The organism is Streptomyces sp. NPDC050448, from assembly GCF_040655295.1.
In the GTDB taxonomy this organism is placed as follows: domain Bacteria; phylum Actinomycetota; class Actinomycetes; order Streptomycetales; family Streptomycetaceae; genus Streptomyces.
Window position 1 is genome coordinate 134,300 of the sequence record NZ_JBFAJR010000003.1, and the last position, 17,556, is coordinate 151,855.

Consider the following 17,556-nt stretch of genomic DNA (forward strand, 5'->3'; position numbering starts at 1 on the left):
CTCCGACGAGGGTCAGCGGCGGCGGCGCAGGGCCCGGCCGACCACGACCGCCGAGGCCAGGGCCAGGGCGGCGGCCGGGGCGATCCAGCGCAGGTTCGCGCCGGCGCTGGAGGTCGCGGGGGCCGGGACCGGGGCGTAGCGGCCGCGCGGGGGTGCGTGGTCCACTTCCTCGGCGCTGCGGCCGATCATGGTGCGGCGGGCGTGGGCGGCCTCGGCGGGGGGCTGCGCGGCCGCGCCGAACTCGTCGGTCTCCCCGATGTCGCCGCTCTCCCCGCTCTCCCCGATCTGGCCGAAGTCGGGAAGGCCCTCGAAGTCGCCGTCCATGAAGGGGTCCAGGGACGGGCGCGGTACATCGGTGTCGAAGACGGAGGCCGTGACCCCCGTGACGCCGTCGTCCTCCCCGTCCTCCGCGCCGGGCGCGTCGCCCTCCGCCTCCTCGGCCTCGGCGACGACGTCGGTCACCGGCTCCCCCGCTCCGGCCAGTGCCGCGAGCTGCTCGGCGGCCCGGTCCAGGAGCCGCCGGACGGCGGTCGCGGTGGCTTCCTGCGGGAAGGCGGCGGCCCGCCCGTCGGCGGCGGCCTCGGCGGTGAACCCCAGCCGGGTCCCGTCGGCCACCGGGGTCAGCAGCAGCCCGAGCGACAGCTTGACGGTGCCGTTGCCGCGGATCTCCGTGCCCTCACCGGCCACGGCGAAGAGGAACGGATCCCGTTCGGTGACGGCCAGGGCCCCGCGGTAGGTGACGGTGTTCCCGCCGACCCGCAGTCTGAGGCGGCCCGACACGGGCCCGGACGCGGCGTCGGCGTCCTGCTGGAGTCCGGGTACGCAGCGGGCCACCCGGGCGGGGTCGCGCAGCACGGCGCGGAGGTCGTCTGCCGGTACCGGAACGAACACCTGATGCTCCATGTGGTCGAGCCTACCGACGCGAGACCCTCCCGCACCCGGTCCGGCACTTACGAATACCGCGGGTGCGGGAGCGTCGACGGCGGCAGGCCCGCCACCCGGGTGCGCTCCGCGTCGCGGGCGGCGTCCCGCAGGGACTGTGTGGACAAGGAGCGCAGCCCCGGCGTGTCGCGGTCCACGCGCAGCTCGGGGACCTGGTCCCGGCCGGCCAGTACGAAGCCCCAGTCCTGCGGCGGCGCGGCGCTCGTGCCGGGGCTGCGGTCGGGGCCGGCGGCGAAGCCGGAGAGCCGGCCGCCCGCGCTGTAGGGCGCGGTGCGCAGGCCGGCCGCGCGCAGCGTGGCCTCGACCGTCCAGTACGTGCGCGGGCGTGTGGCCAGCGGTCCTGCGTGCACGGCGAGCCGCCCGCCGGGGCGCAGGGCCCGGGCGGCGAGCCCGTAGAACTCCTGCGAGTACAGCTTCGTGCTGGGCGTGATGCCCGGGTCGGGCAGGTCGGAGACGATGACGTCGTACCGGTCACGGGCAGCCGGACCCCGCAGCCAGCGGAACGCGTCCTGCGTGACGACCGCGAGGCGCGGATCCTCGTACACCCGGCCGTTGAGCGCGGACAGCATCGGATCGGTGCGGGCGAGCCGGACCACGCCGGGGTCGAGCTCGACGATGGTGACGGAGGCGACGTCCCGGTAGCGCAGCACCTCGCGCGCGGCGAGCCCGTCGCCGCCGCCCAGGACCAGGACCCGGGTGTGCGGGCCGGTCATCGCGGGGTGCACGAGGGCCTCGTGGTAGCGGTACTCGTCGTAGCCGCTGACCCGCAGCCGGCCGTCGAGGAACAGGTCGAGGGAGCGGGGGGAGCCGGTGGCGGGGCCGGTCAGCACGAGTTCCTGGACGCCTGTCTGCTGCGCGACCCGGACCTCGCCGCCGTAGACGGCGCGCCGGGCGACCCGCTCGAAGTCGTCGGCGAGGACGGTCGCGCAGGCGAGGACGGCCAGCACGGTGACGTTCGCGACGATCAGCAGCCAGCGGGAGCGCCTGCTCAGGTCCCGGCGGAACAGCCACAGGACGAGGCCCGCGCCGACGACCGCGTTGACGGTGCCGGTCAGCATGGCGCCGGTGAGCTGGCCGAGCACCGGCAGCAGCAGGAACGGAAAGGCCAGCCCGCCGACCAGGGCGCCCACGTAGTCGGCGGCGAACAGGTCGGCGACGGCGCCGCCCGCGTCCTGCCTGCGGATCCGCTGGATGAGGACCATGAGCAGCGGGATCTCGGCGCCGATGAGCACGCCGATCGCGAAGGAGAAGGCCACGAGTGCGGGCCGGGACTCGCCCAGCCAGGCGAAGCTCGCGTACAGCGCTATCGCCGAGAGCCCGCCGAGCAGGGCGAGGCCCGCCTCGATGACGCCGAACCCGACGGCGGGCCGCCTGCGCAGCCACTTGGCCAGCAGGGAGCCGACCCCCATCGCGAAGACCATGACGGACAGCACGACGGACGCCTGGGTCACGGAATCGCCGATGAGGTAGGAGCCGAGGGCGAGCAGCTCCAGCTCGTACACGAGCCCGCAGGCGGCGCAGACGAACACGGTGGCCAGGACGAGGAGTCGGCCGGTCCGGGGCCGTACGGGCAGGGCGGCCGGGAGGGTCGCCACGCCCCGCGGCGGCGGAGCCGGGAGCACCCGGCGCGGGACGGAACGGTCGATCATGAAGCGAACGGTACGTCACCACCCACCCACATCCCGTCACCCACATGGGTGCAAGTGACGTACTGTTTCAGCCGGTTGGCGTAACCGCACGGGGGGCGCCCGCGGCGCCTGCGCCCCGGAACGCCCAGCCCAGTCCCGCACTACCGTGCGGCGGACTCCAGGGCCCCGGCGGGCGCGCCCGTGCGCACAGCGACCCTCGTACGAGTGGCCACCAACTGGCCTTCCTGCGGGTACGCGTGCCAGGTCCGCCAGCGCACCTGTCCCTCGTGGCGCTGCGCGAGCATGGCGGTGAAGGCGTGCGGGCTGCCGGGGAAAGTTCCGGCCAATCCGTTCGGGTGATCCGCGACCAGCGCGAGCAGCTCCTGCGCACGCCCCGCGAAGGAGCCCTGCGACAGGGTCTCGACCCGTGCGGCGAACTCGTACTCCCAGTCGCCCATCCGCTTGGCCACACCGAGCGGCAGCGGCGTACTGCTGCCGGGCATGCAGGCGACCGTCTCCGAACAGTGCACCGCGCCCTCCTCCAGGAGCACTTGGTGCGAGGCTCCGAGCAGGCGCAACTCCACCTTCGCGCCCACCAGTTCGAGGTTCAGTACGGCCAGGGCGGGCAGCCGGTCCCGACCCAGGGCCCAGGCGAGATCGGCGGCACGCGTGTCGGTGTAGGTGGTCTGGAGGGTCGTGAGCATGAGTCGGCTCCGCAAACGCGCGAGGGAGATGGGCCGGGGCCCGCCAGCGGTGGTCAACGGGTGGGGGGCACCGGCACGGGTCCACAGGAAGTCCAGGGAGGTCCGAGGACTGGTCTACTCAACCGAGGGAATCATGAAAGGCACGGCACTCACAGCGTTTTTACCCAACTTGATTGGGTTTACATCCCCCCGGGGGCTACACAGTTCACGTGTTCAACCTCGCGCGTCCCGCGCGTCACCCCACGGCCGATCCGGGAGCCCGAACATGGGCGCGCCCGACGGCAGTTAACGCCGCCGGGCGGCCCGACGTACGCGGCGCCAGCTGCCCCGTGTCAGCTGGAACCGCATCCTCCGCCGCCGCAGGACGACGATCCGCCGCAGGACGAAGAGGAACCGCAGGAGGAGCCGCTCGAGCACGAGCCGGAAGAACCGCCGCCGTCCCCCGCCCACCACGACGAGCCGGAGCCGGAGCTCGAGCCGGAGCCGGATCCGGTCCAGCTGCGGAACACCTTCTTCACCAGGACCACGAAGCCTGCGATGACCAGCCCCACGAACAACAGACCAAAGAAGGACATGGCCCTCAACCCCCGTTCATCGCCCCGGGTCCCCCGAGGAGCGGACTGTTCCCGTTCACGGGCCGAGGCCCGCGTGAAGGGGGGATGCCCGCAGGCCACCCGGGCCAAAGCACACTTGAGCAAGTCCAGAGGTTCCCCGCAGGATGGCGCCCATGAGCGCACCCGTGGGCGGCAGCCGCCCCCTCCTGAACCGCCGCCTGGCGTCCTTCGGCACGACGATCTTCGCGGAGATGTCGGCCCTGGCCGCCCGCACCGGGTCGATCAACCTGGGCCAGGGCTTCCCCGACACGGACGGCCCCGCCGAGATCGCCGAGGCCGCCTCCCGGGCCGTGCTCGGCGGCCTGGGCAACCAGTACCCGCCGGGCCCCGGCATCCCGGAGCTGCGCACCGCGATCGCGCAGCACCAGCAGCGGTTCTACGGCCTGGCCTACGACCCGGACACGGAGGTCCTGGTCACCGCGGGCGCGACGGAGGCCATCGCCGCCTCGCTGCTCGCCCTGCTCGAACCGGGCGACGAGGTCATCGCCCTGGAGCCGTACTACGACTCGTACGCGGCCTGCATCGCGATGGCCGGCGCCACCCGCGTCCCGGTCACCCTGCGCCCGCACGCCTGGGGGTCCCCCCCGGCGGTAGCCGAGGGGGCGTTCACCCTCGACCTCGACGAACTGCGGGCGGCGGTCACCCCGCGCACCCGGCTGCTCCTGCTGAACACCCCGCACAACCCGACGGGCACGGTCCTGACCCCGGCCGAGCTGGCGGCGATCGCGGAACTCGCGGTGGAGCGCGACCTCCTGGTGATCACCGACGAGGTCTACGAACACCTGGTCTTCGAGGGTGCCCACGTCCCGCTGGCCTCGCTGCCCGGCATGGGCGAGCGCACGGTCACCATCTCCTCGGCGGGCAAGACGTTCTCCTTCACCGGCTGGAAGGTCGGCTGGATCACCGCCCCGCCGGAGCTCGTCTCGGCGGTCCGCTCGGCGAAGCAGTTCCTGACGTACGTCTCCTCGGGCCCGTTCCAGTACGCCATCGCGGAGGCCCTGTACCTCCCCGACAGCTACTACGACGGCTTCCGCGCCGACCTCGCCGCCAAGCGCGACATCCTCGCCGACGGCCTCACGGCGGCCGGCTTCGAGGTCTTCCGCCCGCAGGGCACGTACTTCATCACCACGGACATCACCCCGCTCGGCGAAAAGGACGGCCTCGCCTTCTGCCGCGCCCTCCCGGAGCGCTGCGGCGTGGTCGCCATCCCGAACCAGGTCTTCTACGACGACCGCTCCGCCGGCGCCACCCAGGTCCGCTGGGCCTTCTGCAAGAAGACGGAGGTCCTCGAAGAGGCCGCCGCCCGGCTGGGGCGGCTCTGAGCACGGGCTCATCGCGGCGACGCCGGGCGGGAGGACTGATTTCACCGGACATTCCGGGGGCATTCACGCCCGCAGGAAGCCGGTGAGCTTTAGGGTGCCCGAGGCTCTCCTCGTCGGGATGGGCGTACGCGCAGCGCGGGAAAGACGGGGTTCATGACGGCGACGGGCAGTGTGTCGGTTTCCGTTCGGCCGCAACGGCTCCAGGCCGGCAGGGTGCCCGCGGCCCTCGTCGCGCTCGGGGTGTTCGCCGCCGTCCGGGCCGGCGGGGCGGTGGTGCTCGCCGTCGGGGCGTGGTGGGCCGGCCGGAGCCCCGTCCGCGTGCTCGGGCACTCCTGGGACTCCGTCTGGTACCTCGGCATCGCCGTGCACGGCTACGGCCGCACCCAGATGTGGGCCGACTCCGGGCTGGTGCAGAGCGACTACGCCTTCTTCCCGCTCTACCCGCTGCTCGTACGGCTGGCCGGAGCCACCCCCTGGGCCGGGCTGCTCGTGGCCTGGACCGCCGCCGCCGTGGCCGCCGCCGGGGTGTACCGGGTCGGGGAGCTGGTGCTCGGCGCGCGCGCCGGGGTGCTGCTGGTGGCGCTGTGGGCGGCGACCCCGCACGCGGTGGTGCTGACCCTCGCCTACACCGAGCCGCTGCTGGCCGCGCTCGCCGCCTGGGCCCTGTACGCCGTGCTGCGCGAGCGCTGGCTGTGGGCCGCGGGCCTCGCGGTGCTCGCCGGGCTGACCCGCCCGACCGGGATCGCCGTCGCCGCCGCCGTGTCCGCCGTGGCCCTGCACGCCCTGCTCGTACGGAAATTCCGGGCGCCCGAAGTGTGGGCGGCCGGGCTGCTGGCCCCGGCGGGCTGGGCGGCGTACGTCGCGGCCGTCGGGATACGCACGGGGGATCCGGCCGGGTACTTCACCGTGCAGCGGCGCTGGGGCTCCCGCTTCGACTTCGGCTCGTACACGATGGGCTCCGTCTGGCGGGTGCTGACCGGCGGGCACGTACCCGTCGCCACCGTCGTGACCGTGGCCGTACTGGCCGCGGCCGGGCTGCTGGCGGTGCTCCTGCTGCTCGACCGGATGCCGCTGCCGCTGCTCGCGTACACCGGCGTCCTGCTGCTGATCACCTACGGCGGGGCCGGCTACTTCGAGTCGAAGCCGCGCTTCCTGCTGCCGGCGTTCCCGCTGCTCCTGCCGGTCGCCGCCGTAATGGCACGAGCCCGGCCGCGCTCCGCGGTCATGGTGACCGCGGGGCTGGCCGGGCTCTCGTACGGCTACGGGCTGTACCTGCTACTGGTGGCCCGGGTGCCGCTGTGACGGGCGGCGACGGCTAGTTGTCGCCGTCGTCGCCGTCCTTGTCGTCGCCGTCGGTGCCGTCGATCTCCTTCTCCAGCCCGAGCTGCTCCACGAGCCACTTGTCGAACTCGATGGAGGCCCGGACCCAGCTGACCGTGGAGGAAACGAAGTGCTCCAGGTTGACGCCGGTGCCGATCAGCATCTGCGCCTCGCCGATCAGGCGAACGGAGCCGTCGTCGTGCGTGTGGCTGTAGACCTTCGGCCACAGGGTCCGGCGGTTCCAGTCGTCGATCGACTCGAGGAGCTGGGGCTTGTCCTCGATCGCGTGCGGGCGGTCATAGAAGGTCCGCACCGAGAAGACCTGCTGCTCGTCCTCGCCGCGGAACATGAAGTACGTCCGGAACTCCTCCCACGGCGCCGCGAGGTCACCCTCGTCGTCGACGACGTACTTGAGCTCCATCTGTTCCAGCAGCTGCTTGACCAGATCCTGGTCGGGGACGACGGGGCCCGCCGGTCCTGTGGCCTGCGGATCGGGCTGCTGCCCTCCGAAGTTCGGAATCGAGGCCGGGTCGATGCTCACCGTGATTTCCCTTCGTGCGGATGATGTCATCCTCCCCCATCGCTCCTACCCCCTGTCCACCCCCACACGTGCGATCCGCGCAGGGCGGACAGGAGTAAGCCGCCGATAAGGCCGGCAGGGGGGGTATGGCAGGCCGTGGCGGCATACGGGGGCCCGCGATCGCGGTACTGGCCGCACCGCTGGTCATCGGCATCGCCGGCACGGTGTGAGGGCCCCGGGCCGGCGGCGGTCCTGCCGCCGGCCCGGGGCCTCGGCCGGGCCGGAGCGCCTCGCAGCGCCTCGCAGCGCCCCGGAGCGACTCAGAGCGCCTTGCCGACCAGGAGGTCGTCGCCGGCCACGTCGACCCGGACGGTGTCGCCGTCGCGGACCTCGCCCGCCAGGATCTCCTTGGCCAGCCGGTCGCCGATCGCCGTCTGGATCAGGCGGCGCAGCGGGCGGGCGCCGTACGCCGGGTCGTTGCCCTTGTCCGCCAGCCAGGCCAGGGCGTCGGGGGTGACGTCCAGGATCAGGCGGCGGTCGGCCAGGCGCCCCGCGAGCCGGCCGATCTGGAGTTCGGCGATGTGGGCCAGCTCGTCCCTCGTCAGAGCGGAGAAGACCACCAGGTCGTCGAGGCGGTTGAGGAACTCCGGCTTGAAGGAGGCCCGGACCACTTCCAGGACCCTGGCCTTCTTCTCCTCCTCCGAGCTCGCCGGGTCCATGAGGAACTGGCTGCCCAGGTTCGAGGTCAGGACCAGGATCGTGTTGCGGAAGTCCACGGTGCGGCCCTGGCCGTCCGTGAGGCGGCCGTCGTCCAGGACCTGGAGCAGGATGTCGAAGACCTCGGGATGGGCCTTCTCGACCTCGTCCAGGAGCACCACGGAGTACGGGCGGCGGCGTACGGCCTCGGTGAGCTGGCCGCCCTCCTCGTAGCCGACGTAGCCGGGCGGGGCGCCGACGAGGCGGGCCACGCTGTGCTTCTCGCCGTACTCCGACATGTCGATGCGGACCATGGCCCGCTCGTCGTCGAAGAGGAAGTCCGCGAGGGCCTTGGCCAGCTCCGTCTTGCCGACGCCCGTCGGGCCCAGGAAGAGGAACGAGCCGGTCGGGCGGTCCGGGTCCGCGATCCCGGCCCGGGTGCGGCGTACGGCGTCCGAGACGGCCCGTACGGCCTCGCCCTGGCCGATCAGGCGCCGGCCCAGCTCCGCCTCCATCCGCAGCAGCTTCTGCGTCTCGCCCTCCAGCAGCCGGCCGGCCGGGATGCCCGTCCAGGCGCCCACCACGTCCGCGATGTCGTCGGGGCCGACCTCGTCCTTGACCATGGTCCCCTTGGACGCCTCGGCCTCGGCCTCGGTGGCCTCCGCCAGCTCGCGCTCCAGCGTCGGGATCTCCCCGTAGAGCAGCTTGGAGGCGGTGTCGAAGTCGCCGTCGCGCTGCGCGCGCTCGGCCTGGCCGCGCAGGTCGTCCAGGCGCTCCTTGAGCTCGCCGACGCGGTTGAGGGACTGCTTCTCCTTCTCCCAGCGGGCGGTCAGGCCCCGCAGCTCCTCCTCCTTGTCCGCCAGGTCCTTGCGGAGCTTGTCGAGGCGTTCCAGGGAGGCCGGGTCGGACTCGTTCTTCAGCGCCAGCTCCTCCATGCGCAGCCGGTCCACCGAGCGCTGGAGCTCGTCGATCTCCAGCGGGGAGGAGTCGATCTCCATGCGCAGGCGGGACGCGGCCTCGTCGACCAGGTCGATCGCCTTGTCGGGGAGGAAGCGGGAGGTGATGTACCGGTCGGAGAGGGTCGCGGCGGCCACCAGCGCGCTGTCGTTGATGACGACCTTGTGGTGGGCCTCGTAGCGGCCCTTGAGGCCGCGCAGGATCGCGATGGTGTCCTCGACGCTCGGCTCGGCCACCAGCACCTGCTGGAAGCGCCGCTCCAGCGCCGGGTCCTTCTCGATCCGCTCGCGGTACTCGTCGAGGGTGGTCGCGCCGACCATCCGCAGCTCGCCGCGGGCCAGCATGGGCTTGAGCATGTTGCCCGCGTCCATGGCCGAATCTCCGCCGGCACCCGCGCCGACGACGGTGTGCAGCTCGTCGATGAAGGTGATGATCTGGCCGTCGCTGGACTTGATCTCGGCGAGCACCGTCTTGAGGCGTTCCTCGAACTCGCCGCGGTACTTGGCGCCCGCGACCATCGCGCCGAGGTCCAGGGAGACCAGCCGCTTGTTCTTCAGGGACTCGGGGACGTCGCCCTTGACGATGCGCTGCGCCAGGCCCTCGACGACGGCCGTCTTGCCGACGCCGGGCTCGCCGATGAGCACCGGGTTGTTCTTCGTACGGCGTGACAGGACCTGGACGACGCGCCGGATCTCGTGGTCGCGGCCGATGACCGGGTCGAGCTTGCCCTCGCGCGCGGCTGCCGTGAAGTCCGTGCCGAACTTCTCGAGGGCCTTGTACTGGCCCTCGGGGTCGGGGGTGGTCACCCGGCGTCCTCCTCGTGCGTTCTCGAAGGCGTCCAGCAGCTTCTTCGCCGTCGCGCCCTGGGCGGAAAGGACCTCACCGGCCGCGCCGCCCTTGGCGGCGATCGCGATGAGGAGGTGTTCGGTGGAGAGGTACTCGTCGCCGAGCTTCCCGGCCTGCTGGTCGGCCTCGGCGAGTACGGCGAGCAGGTCGCGGGTGGGCTGCGGAGGCGCGACCGTGGAGCCCGTGACGCTGGGGAGGGCCGCCAGCAGGCGCTCGGCGCCGCCCCGGACCGCCGCCTGGTCGGCTTCGGTGGCCGCGAGGAGGTCGGTGATGTTCTCGTTGTCCTCGCCGGCCAGCAGGGCCAGCAGCAGGTGCGCCGGGGTCAGATCCGCGTGGCCGTCCTTCACGGCCCGGCTGGTGGCCGCGTTCAGCGCGTCCCGGCTCTTGTTGGTCAGCTCGGCATCCACGTTCGACCTCTCCTCTCAGACAGGCTTTGAGTATGTCAGCGTGCGCAAAGTTGAGTCTATTCCACTCAAGGCCGCAGTCGTACCCTCGGGCCATGGCTCTTGACGTACTCAACCCGACGCCCGAGTACCTCGCCTTCTGGCGGGAGCGGCACGTCTGCACGCTGACCACCCCCCGCCCCGACGGGACCCCGCACGTGGTGCCGGTGGGCGTCACGTACGACCCGGAGGCCGGCCTGGCCCGGGTGATCAGCAACAAGAACAGCAAGAAGATCCGCAACGTGCTGGCGGCCCAGGCGACGCGGCAGGGCCCGGCCCGGGTCGCGGTGTGCCAGATGGAAGGACGCCGCTGGGCGACCCTGGAGGGGCGCGCGGTGATCCGTACGGACGAGGCCTCGGTCGCCGAGGCGGTGGCGCGCTACGCGGAGCGCTACGGGCGGATGCCCTCGCCCAATCCGGACCGGGTCGTCCTGGAGATCACCCTCGACCGGGCGATGGGCCGCGCCTGAACCGGCGGGGACGAAACGGTTCAGCTTTCACCTTGTCCGGTTCAAGCACTGGACGCGGACATCACAACGGCGCCATCGTGGTCAGGTCCACGATGGCGCCGTTGTGTGGGGGAGCACCTGGAGCGATCTGCAACGACGGGGGAATCGCCTCAGGCACTGCGGGGGGTGGCGGTGGTGATATCGGGTTCGAAGAGCTGGTGGTCGCGCTGATCAAGGTTGACGAAGACCATTCCGTAGCGCACCTCGCAGCGGACGGGCTGCGGCGCGCCGCGGGGGCGGCGCAGGCACCGGTACGCCCGGACGTCCTCGTCCTCCTCGCGCGTGATGACGATGGGCTGTCCGAACAGGGTGACCATCAACGAGTCGCCAGGGTGGGGGATGGCCGTGGCGAGGTCGATGAACTGCCAGCCGGAACGGTAGGCAGAGGCCATTTCGCGACGGAATCCGCGATCGTCGGGGGTCATACCGCGGTCTCCGCCACAAGGGCGCCGGCATCGGCGTCCGCGGGGGCCGAGCGCCATCCGCTGTCCATCGGTGCCGCGCGCCATCCGCTGTCCTCGAGCGGTGCCGCCTGGAGGCCTGCGGCACCCCCTTCGGCGCCCCCCAGGGTGACCCCGGCAAGTCCCAGACCGGCCACAGCCGAGAAGATGACGGTGGCAAGCGCCGAGCGAAGCATTCTCTTGTTCATGGTCGGCTTCGTCCTCACTTGATGAAATCCTCTCCCCCGCCTGTCAGACGATGGCTCATTCAGGCACATCACTGCCACAGGGACGATGCATCATGTTCTTGCATGTTCAGGACCCTGGGGGGTGGAGATTTGACCATAAACAGAACAAAAGCGACACATCCCCACGCGGTCACGGAGCTGTGCGGCGAGGGGGCGCGGCTCTACACGAGCGCGCTGCGGACCGGACGTATCGCACGTGGGGACGTCAAAACGGCGCCCTGTTTGCTCGATCTGGCGTTGTTGCAGCCAGACCCTGATGACGCCAATTCGCTCCGTCCGGTTCCACCGGCGGTCGCCCTCGCACAGCGGCTGCATCCGATCGAACGGGAGATCCGCGACAGACGCCGAGATTCTCTCGAACTGTCCGAGGCCTTCGAGCCGTTTCTCGCCATCAGTGCGCAGAATCCGGCGAGCACCCATGCCATCACCGTGCTGGAGGGCTTCGACCCCATCAACGCGGCCCTCAACCTCGCCACCGCCGAGTGCCACACCGAGATGCTCACCATCCAGCCCGGCGGCGCCCGCCCCAGTCTCGAGCTCACCGAGGCCCTGGAGCGCGACCAGCCGCTGACCGACCGCGGTGTCCGGATCCGGACCCTCTACCAGCACACCGTCCGGCACAGCCGCGGCACGCTCGCGTACGTCGACCTCCTCAAGGCGGGCAAGGTCGAGGTACGCACGCTGGAGGAGCTCTTCGAGCGCCTCATCATCTTCGACCGGACCGTCGCCTTCATCCCGGCCAGCGACGACCGCCAGGTCGCCCTGGAGCTGCGCCACCCGGGGCTGGTCGACTACCTCATCAAGGTGTTCGAGCAGCTGTGGCACCGCGCGGTGCCCCTCCAGGAGGAAGTGACGTACCAGCACACCCGCGGCGGCATCTCGGGCGTGCAGCGCACCATCGCCCAGCTCCTCGTCGAGGGCCACGTGGACGAGGCCATCGCCCGCCGGCTGGGCATGAACGTACGGACCTGCCGCGCGCACATCGCGAAGCTCGCCAGCACCCTCGGCAGCGGCAGCCGCGCCCAGCTCGGCTTCCTCATCGCCCGTTCCGGGATCCTGGAGGACGAGGGCGACTGAAACGCGCCGGCCCCGCCCGGGGGATCCCGGACGGGGCCTGCGCGTTCGTGCGAGCGAACGGAGCGGACGGAGCGGACGAAGCCGACGTCAGTCGCTCTGGCGCTTCGGCGCGGGGCGCCAGACGACCAGGGCGTTGCCCGGCACCGGCGGCTGGTATTTGACCAGATCTCGCCGGTACGAGGCGTGCACCTGGGCCTCGCGCTGCTGGAGCACGGCCGCCGCGCCGTCCACCGCCGCCGAGAGCTCGGCCACGCGCTGCTGGAGCGCCACGACCTGGTTCTCCAGTTCGATGATCCGCTTGATCCCGGCCAGGTTGATGCCCTCGTCCTGGGACAGCGCCTGCACCGTGCGGAGCAGTTCGATGTCGCGGGCCGAGTAGCGCCGGCCGCGGCCGGCCGTCCGGTCCGGGGAGACCAGGCCGAGGCGGTCGTACTGGCGCAGGGTCTGCGGATGCAGGCCGGAGAGCTGGGCGGCCACCGAGATCACGTAGACCGGCGTCTCGTCGGTCAGCTCGTACGCCCCGCTGCCGAACCGGGGCGGTCGTCGGCGGCCGTCCATGTCATGCTCCCTTCGCGGACTCGAACAGCAGGGCGCGAGGGTCCTCCGACTCCGTCGCGTCGCGGTACATCTCCAGCGCCTCGCGGGCCTTGTCCGACAGCGAGGCCGGAACCGCGACCTCCACCGTCACCAGCAGGTCGCCGCGGGTGCCGTCCTTGCGGACCGCTCCCTTGCCGCGGGCCCGCATCGTGCGGCCGCTGGGGGTGCCCGGCGGGAGCTTCAGCGTCACCGCGGGGCCGTTCAAGGTCGGGACCTTGATGTCGGCGCCCAGGGCCGCCTCCGCGATCGTCACGGGGACGACGACCGTCAGGTTGTCGCCCTTGCGGCCGAACACCGGGTGGTCGCCCACGTGGACGACCACGTACAGGTCGCCGGCGGGACCGCCGCGCTCGCCCGGAGCGCCCTTGCCGCGCAGCCGGATCCGCTGGCCGTCAAAGACGCCCGCCGGGATCCGGACCTGCATGGTGCGGGAGGACTTGGCGCGCCCGCTGCCCTTGCAGACGTCGCAGGGGGTCTCCGCGATCAGGCCGCGGCCCTTGCAGTCCGCACAGGGGTCGGTCAGCGAGAAGCCGCCGCCGCTGCCCCGAGAGACCTGGCCGGTGCCGACGCAGGTCGGGCACACGCGCGGCGTGCCGTTCTTGTCGCCGGTGCCCGAACAGGCCCTGCAGGGCGCCTGGGAGGACATCCGGAGCGGGACCGTGGCCCCGTCCACCGCCTCCGTGAAGGAGAGGGTGACCTCGGACTCGATGTCCTGGCCGCGGCGCGGCTGGACACGGGTCCCGGTGCCCGCGCCGCCGCGGTTGAACAGTCCGCCGAAGACATCGCCCAGACCGCCGCCGCCGCCGCCGAAGCCGCCGCCCGCGCCGCCCGGCTGGGTGCCGCCGAAGAGGTCACCCAGGTCGAAGTTGAACGAGCCGCCCCCGCCCGGACCGGGGCGGAAGCCCCCGTTGCCGAACAGGGCGCGGGCCTCGTCGTACTCCTTGCGCTTCTTGGCGTCGCCGAGGATGTCGTTCGCCTCGGAGATCTCCTTGAAGCGCTCCTCGGCCGAGGCGTCGCCCTTGTTGGCGTCCGGGTGGAACTCGCGCGCGAGCTTCCGGTACGCCTTCTTGATCTCGGCCTCGGTGGCGTCCTTCGGGACACCGAGGACCTTGTAGTAGTCCTTCTCGACGAAGTCCTTCGTGCTCATCCCCGGTGTCCCTCCTCTCGTGCTCCTACACGTCCAACCTGACGGACGTCAGCCCTTGTCGGGGGCATCCGCGTCCTTGTCCGAAGGCGTGTCGCCGTCCGCGGACTCGGACTTGGGAGCCGCGCCCGGCTGGGGCTCGGCCACCGCGACCCGCGCGGGGCGGATCGTACGCTCGCCGATCCGGTACCCCGGCTGCAGGATCGCCACGCAGGTCGTCTCGGTGACGTCCGGCGCATACGAGTGCATCAGGGCCTCGTGGATCGTCGGGTCGAAGGGCTCGCCCTCCTTGCCGAACTGCTGCAGCCCCATCTTGGCCGCGGCGGTCTCCAGCGTTTCGGCCACCGACTTGAAGCCGCCGACCAGCTCGCCATGGTCCCGCGCCCGGCCGATGTCGTCCAGGGTCGGGAGCAGCTCCGTCAGGAGGGACGCGACCGCGATCTCCTTGACGGCGATCCGGTCCCGCTCCACCCGGCGGCGGTAGTTCTGGTACTCCGCCTGGAGCCGCTGGAGGTCCGCGGTGCGCTCGCCGAGCGCCGTACGGGCCTGGTCCAGCTGCGCCAGCAGAGCCGTCTCCTGAGCGGACGGTGCTCCGGAGTCCCCGGCCGGGGCCGCGGCCTCCTCCTTGGAGGAAGCTGCGGCCTTCGGCTCGGCGGCGTCGTCAGCCGTGGCGCCGGTGGGGACTTCGGGCTTCTCCTCGAAACCCGGGGTCTCCTCCGACATCAGGCAGCGCCGCCCTTCGGCTTCTCGTCGTCGACGATCTCGGCGTCGACGACGTCGTCGTCGGCCTTGGCCTGCTCGGCGCCGGGGGCGCCGGCGGCGGCCTGGCCGGCCTGGGCGTCGGCGTAGATGGCCTGGCCGAGCTTCTGGCTGACCGCGGCGAGCTTCTCGGTCGCGGTGCGGATCTCGGCGGTGTCCTCGCCCTTGAGCTTGTCCTTCAGCTCGGTGACGGCGGCCTCGACCTCGGTCTTGACGTCGGCCGGGACCTTGTCCTCGTTGTCCTTGACGAACTTCTCCGTCTGGTAGACCAGCTGCTCGCCCTGGTTGCGGGACTCGGCCGCCTCCTTGCGGCGGAGGTCCTCGTCCGCGTACTGCTCCGCCTCCTGGCGCATGCGGTCGACCTCGTCCTTGCCGAGCGAGGAGCCGCCGGTGACGGTCATCTTCTGCTCCTTGCCCGTGCCGAGGTCCTTGGCCGTGACGTGCATGATGCCGTTCGCGTCGATGTCGAAGGAGACCTCGATCTGCGGGACGCCGCGCGGGGCCGGCGGCAGGCCGGTCAGCTCGAACATGCCGAGCTTCTTGTTGTACGCCGCGATCTCGCGCTCACCCTGGTAGACCTGGATCTGCACGGACGGCTGGTTGTCCTCGGCCGTCGTGAAGATCTCCGACCGCTTGGTCGGGATCGTGGTGTTGCGCTCGATGAGCTTGGTCATGATGCCGCCCTTGGTCTCGATGCCGAGGGACAGCGGGGTCACGTCGAGGAGCAGGACGTCCTTGACCTCACCCTTGAGGACACCGGCCTGGAGGGTCGCGCCGATGGCGACGACCTCGTCCGGGTTGACGCCCTTGTTGGCGTCCTGGCCGCCGGTCAGCTCCTTGACGAGCTCGGCGACGGCCGGCATGCGGGTGGAGCCGCCGACCAGGACCACGTGGTCGATCTCGGACAGCTGGATGCCGGCGTCCTTGATGACGTTGTGGAACGGGGTCTTGCAGCGGTCCAGCAGGTCCGCGGTCAGCTGCTGGAACTGGGCGCGCGTGAGCTTCTCGTCCAGGTGCAGCGGGCCCTCGGCGGAAGCCGTGATGTAGGGCAGGTTGATCGTGGTCTCCGTGGAGGAGGACAGCTCGATCTTCGCCTTCTCGGCGGCCTCGCGCAGACGCTGGAGCGCCATCTTGTCCTTGGACAGGTCCACGCCGTGGCCGCTCACGAACTGCTTCACCAGGTAGTCGACGACGCGCTGGTCCCAGTCGTCACCACCGAGGTGGTTGTCACCGTTGGTGGCCTTGACCTCGACGACGCCGTCGCCGATCTCGAGGAGCGAGACGTCGAAGGTGCCGCCACCGAGGTCGAAGACGAGAATCGTCTGGTCGTCCTTGTCCAGGCCGTAGGCCAGGGCGGCGGCCGTCGGCTCGTTGACGATGCGCAGGACGTTCAGGCCCGCGATCTCGCCGGCCTCCTTCGTCGCCTGACGCTCGGAGTCGTTGAAGTAGGCCGGGACGGTGATGACCGCGTCCGTGACCTTCTCACCCAGGTACGCCTCGGCGTCGCGCTTCAGCTTCTGCAGGATGAAGGCGCTCATCTGCTGCGGGTTGAAGTCCTTGCCATCCAGGTTGATCTTCCAGTCAGTGCCCATGTGGCGCTTGACGGAGCGGATGGTCCGGTCCACGTTCGTGACCGCCTGGCGCTTGGCGACCTCGCCGACGAGGACCTCGCCGTTCTTGGCGAAGGCGACGACGGACGGCGTGGTCCTGGCGCCCTCGGCGTTGGTGATGACGGTGGGCTCGCCGCCTTCGAGAACGCTGACGACGGAGTTAGTGGTGCCCAGGTCGATGCCGACCGCACGTGCCATTTTGATTTCCTCCAGCTGACTTGAGTGGAACAGACTCAACCATGCCGCACCGCTGCGTTTGCGTCAACAGAGGTGAGCGTAGGCGGCTCAACTTTCATCTCCGACTTACGCTCACGCAACGGGCCCGGGCGGCCTGAAGCAGCTGTCGAACGAGCGGCCGCGAGGGCCTCACCTGCGGAAACACCCCAGTCGGCGATGTAGGAGGGCAGGCCGGAAACGACTCCAGGATCACTCGAAGCCGACCGCGCGGCGACCGGCCCCGCACCCGCACGGGGGGCCGAGCGGGCGATGCCGAGCCGGTCCACTGCGCGGCACCGCGGAAACCGCCGGAGGCGCATGCAGGGTGCCCCCATGCCGCTGCCGCCGCTCATGCTCTCCCCGATCCGGCGCCTCGCGCGACGGCGACCCGCACCCCCGCGACCCCCCTCGCCCCCTCCCCCGCACCCCCTCCCGCTCCGGTCGCTCCGGTACCGGCCGGACGTGTCCGCGAAGCGGGTGGTCGACCTCCTCGGGGCCGTGGCGCTGCTCGGGCTGTTCGCGGTGCCGCTGCTGGCCGTCGCCGCCCTGCTGTCCGCAGCCCAGGGCGGGCGGGTCTTCGTACGGGAGCCGGCGGCCGGGCTGACCGGGCGGCCGTTTCGGACCTGGCGGCTGCGCACGGACGCGGCAGGACGGCTCGGCACGGCCGTGAAGCGGTGCGCCCTGGACGGGATCCCGCAACTGCTGAACGTGCTCTGCGGCGAGATGTCGCTGGTCGGGCCGCGCCCGGAGCCGCGTACGGATCGGGCCGACCGGCTCCTCGTACGGCCCGGAATGACCGGTTTGTGGCAGGTCAGCGCACGTTCCGACCTCCCCTGGGAGGAGATGGCTCTGCTGGACCGGCACTATGTGGAGAGCCATTGGCTGGGGATGGATCTCGCGATCCTGGCTCAGACCCCTCGGGCGGCCTGTCGACACAGGCATGCCTGAGCGACACAGATCACCG

Annotated in this window: 16 protein-coding genes; 5 read left to right on the forward strand and 11 right to left on the reverse strand. The window is 71.5% G+C overall.

All coding sequences use genetic code 11. From position 1 onward, the window contains the following. Positions 1-12: 12 nt before the first annotated feature. The 3 genes from AB0I68_RS05510 to AB0I68_RS05520 form a co-directional block, all read right to left on the reverse strand. Positions 13-903: an SRPBCC domain-containing protein gene (locus AB0I68_RS05510; RefSeq protein WP_363175878.1), complete on the reverse strand. Its 891-nt coding sequence runs from the start codon at positions 901-903 to the stop codon at positions 13-15. 47 nt (positions 904-950) lie between these two features. Continuing rightward, positions 951-2,591, reverse strand: a complete 1,641-nt coding sequence (locus tag AB0I68_RS05515; protein ID WP_363175879.1) for a polyamine aminopropyltransferase — start codon at positions 2,589-2,591, stop codon at positions 951-953. 140 nt (positions 2,592-2,731) lie between these two features. Further along, on the reverse strand, positions 2,732-3,274 hold the full coding sequence (locus tag AB0I68_RS05520) for a DUF2617 family protein (protein WP_363175880.1): 543 nt from the start codon (positions 3,272-3,274) through the stop codon (positions 2,732-2,734). Between the two features lie 718 nt (positions 3,275-3,992). On the opposite strand from AB0I68_RS05520, the gene AB0I68_RS05525 reads away from it, so the two are divergent. Further along, on the forward strand, positions 3,993-5,210 hold the full coding sequence (locus AB0I68_RS05525; protein WP_363175881.1) for a pyridoxal phosphate-dependent aminotransferase: 1,218 nt from the start codon (positions 3,993-3,995) through the stop codon (positions 5,208-5,210). Positions 5,211-5,423: 213 nt separating this feature from the next. Then, positions 5,424-6,512, forward strand: coding sequence for a hypothetical protein (locus tag AB0I68_RS05530; protein ID WP_363175882.1), 1,089 nt, complete (start codon positions 5,424-5,426; stop codon positions 6,510-6,512). A 13-nt stretch (positions 6,513-6,525) separates the two neighbouring features. Here the strand turns inward: AB0I68_RS05530 and AB0I68_RS05535 are convergent, their stop codons facing one another. Further along, positions 6,526-7,071, reverse strand: coding sequence for a YbjN domain-containing protein (locus AB0I68_RS05535; protein ID WP_363175883.1), 546 nt, complete (start codon positions 7,069-7,071; stop codon positions 6,526-6,528). A gap of 299 nt (positions 7,072-7,370) precedes the next feature. Beyond that, the gene (gene clpB, locus AB0I68_RS05540; RefSeq protein ID WP_363175884.1) at positions 7,371-9,956 is read right to left on the reverse strand and encodes an ATP-dependent chaperone ClpB; all 2,586 of its coding nucleotides are present in this window, start codon (positions 9,954-9,956) and stop codon (positions 7,371-7,373) included. Between the two features lie 92 nt (positions 9,957-10,048). Here clpB and AB0I68_RS05545 point away from each other — a divergent pair, with 92 nt between their 5' ends. Then, positions 10,049-10,462: a TIGR03618 family F420-dependent PPOX class oxidoreductase gene (locus AB0I68_RS05545; RefSeq protein ID WP_363175885.1), complete on the forward strand. Its 414-nt coding sequence runs from the start codon at positions 10,049-10,051 to the stop codon at positions 10,460-10,462. A 149-nt stretch (positions 10,463-10,611) separates the two neighbouring features. Here the strand turns inward: AB0I68_RS05545 and AB0I68_RS05550 are convergent, their stop codons facing one another. Next, entirely contained in the window at positions 10,612-10,926 is a 315-nt protein-coding gene (locus AB0I68_RS05550) for a hypothetical protein (protein ID WP_030299141.1), read from the reverse strand. Continuing rightward, entirely contained in the window at positions 10,923-11,150 is a 228-nt protein-coding gene (locus AB0I68_RS05555) for a hypothetical protein (RefSeq protein ID WP_363175886.1), read from the reverse strand. The genes AB0I68_RS05550 and AB0I68_RS05555 overlap by 4 nt, the downstream gene beginning before the upstream one ends. 102 nt (positions 11,151-11,252) lie before the next feature. Between AB0I68_RS05555 and AB0I68_RS05560 the strand changes: the two genes are divergently transcribed. After that, positions 11,253-12,266: a helix-turn-helix transcriptional regulator gene (locus AB0I68_RS05560; RefSeq protein WP_363175887.1), complete on the forward strand. Its 1,014-nt coding sequence runs from the start codon at positions 11,253-11,255 to the stop codon at positions 12,264-12,266. Positions 12,267-12,353: 87 nt separating this feature from the next. On the opposite strand, the gene AB0I68_RS05565 is transcribed toward AB0I68_RS05560, so the two are convergent. Genes AB0I68_RS05565 through dnaK form a run of 4 tightly spaced genes read right to left on the reverse strand, consistent with a single transcriptional unit; the run spans position 12,354 to position 16,574 of the window. After that, positions 12,354-12,824, reverse strand: a complete 471-nt coding sequence (locus AB0I68_RS05565) for a helix-turn-helix domain-containing protein (RefSeq protein WP_363175888.1) — start codon at positions 12,822-12,824, stop codon at positions 12,354-12,356. A gap of 1 nt (position 12,825) precedes the next feature. Continuing rightward, positions 12,826-14,010: a molecular chaperone DnaJ gene (gene dnaJ, locus AB0I68_RS05570; protein ID WP_363175889.1), complete on the reverse strand. Its 1,185-nt coding sequence runs from the start codon at positions 14,008-14,010 to the stop codon at positions 12,826-12,828. A gap of 48 nt (positions 14,011-14,058) precedes the next feature. Further along, positions 14,059-14,730 carry a nucleotide exchange factor GrpE gene (gene grpE, locus AB0I68_RS05575; RefSeq protein ID WP_363175890.1) on the reverse strand — a complete coding sequence of 224 codons (672 nt, stop codon included), beginning with the start codon at positions 14,728-14,730 and terminating at the stop codon, positions 14,059-14,061. Then, complete coding sequence (gene dnaK / locus AB0I68_RS05580) at positions 14,730-16,574, reverse strand: molecular chaperone DnaK (protein ID WP_363175891.1); 1,845 nt, start codon at positions 16,572-16,574, stop codon at positions 14,730-14,732. Before dnaK ends, grpE begins: the two co-directional genes overlap by 1 nt. A gap of 480 nt (positions 16,575-17,054) precedes the next feature. Between dnaK and AB0I68_RS05585 the strand changes: the two genes are divergently transcribed. Further along, the gene (locus AB0I68_RS05585) at positions 17,055-17,540 is read left to right on the forward strand and encodes a sugar transferase (RefSeq protein ID WP_363175892.1); all 486 of its coding nucleotides are present in this window, start codon (positions 17,055-17,057) and stop codon (positions 17,538-17,540) included. Positions 17,541-17,556 lie beyond the last annotated feature (16 nt).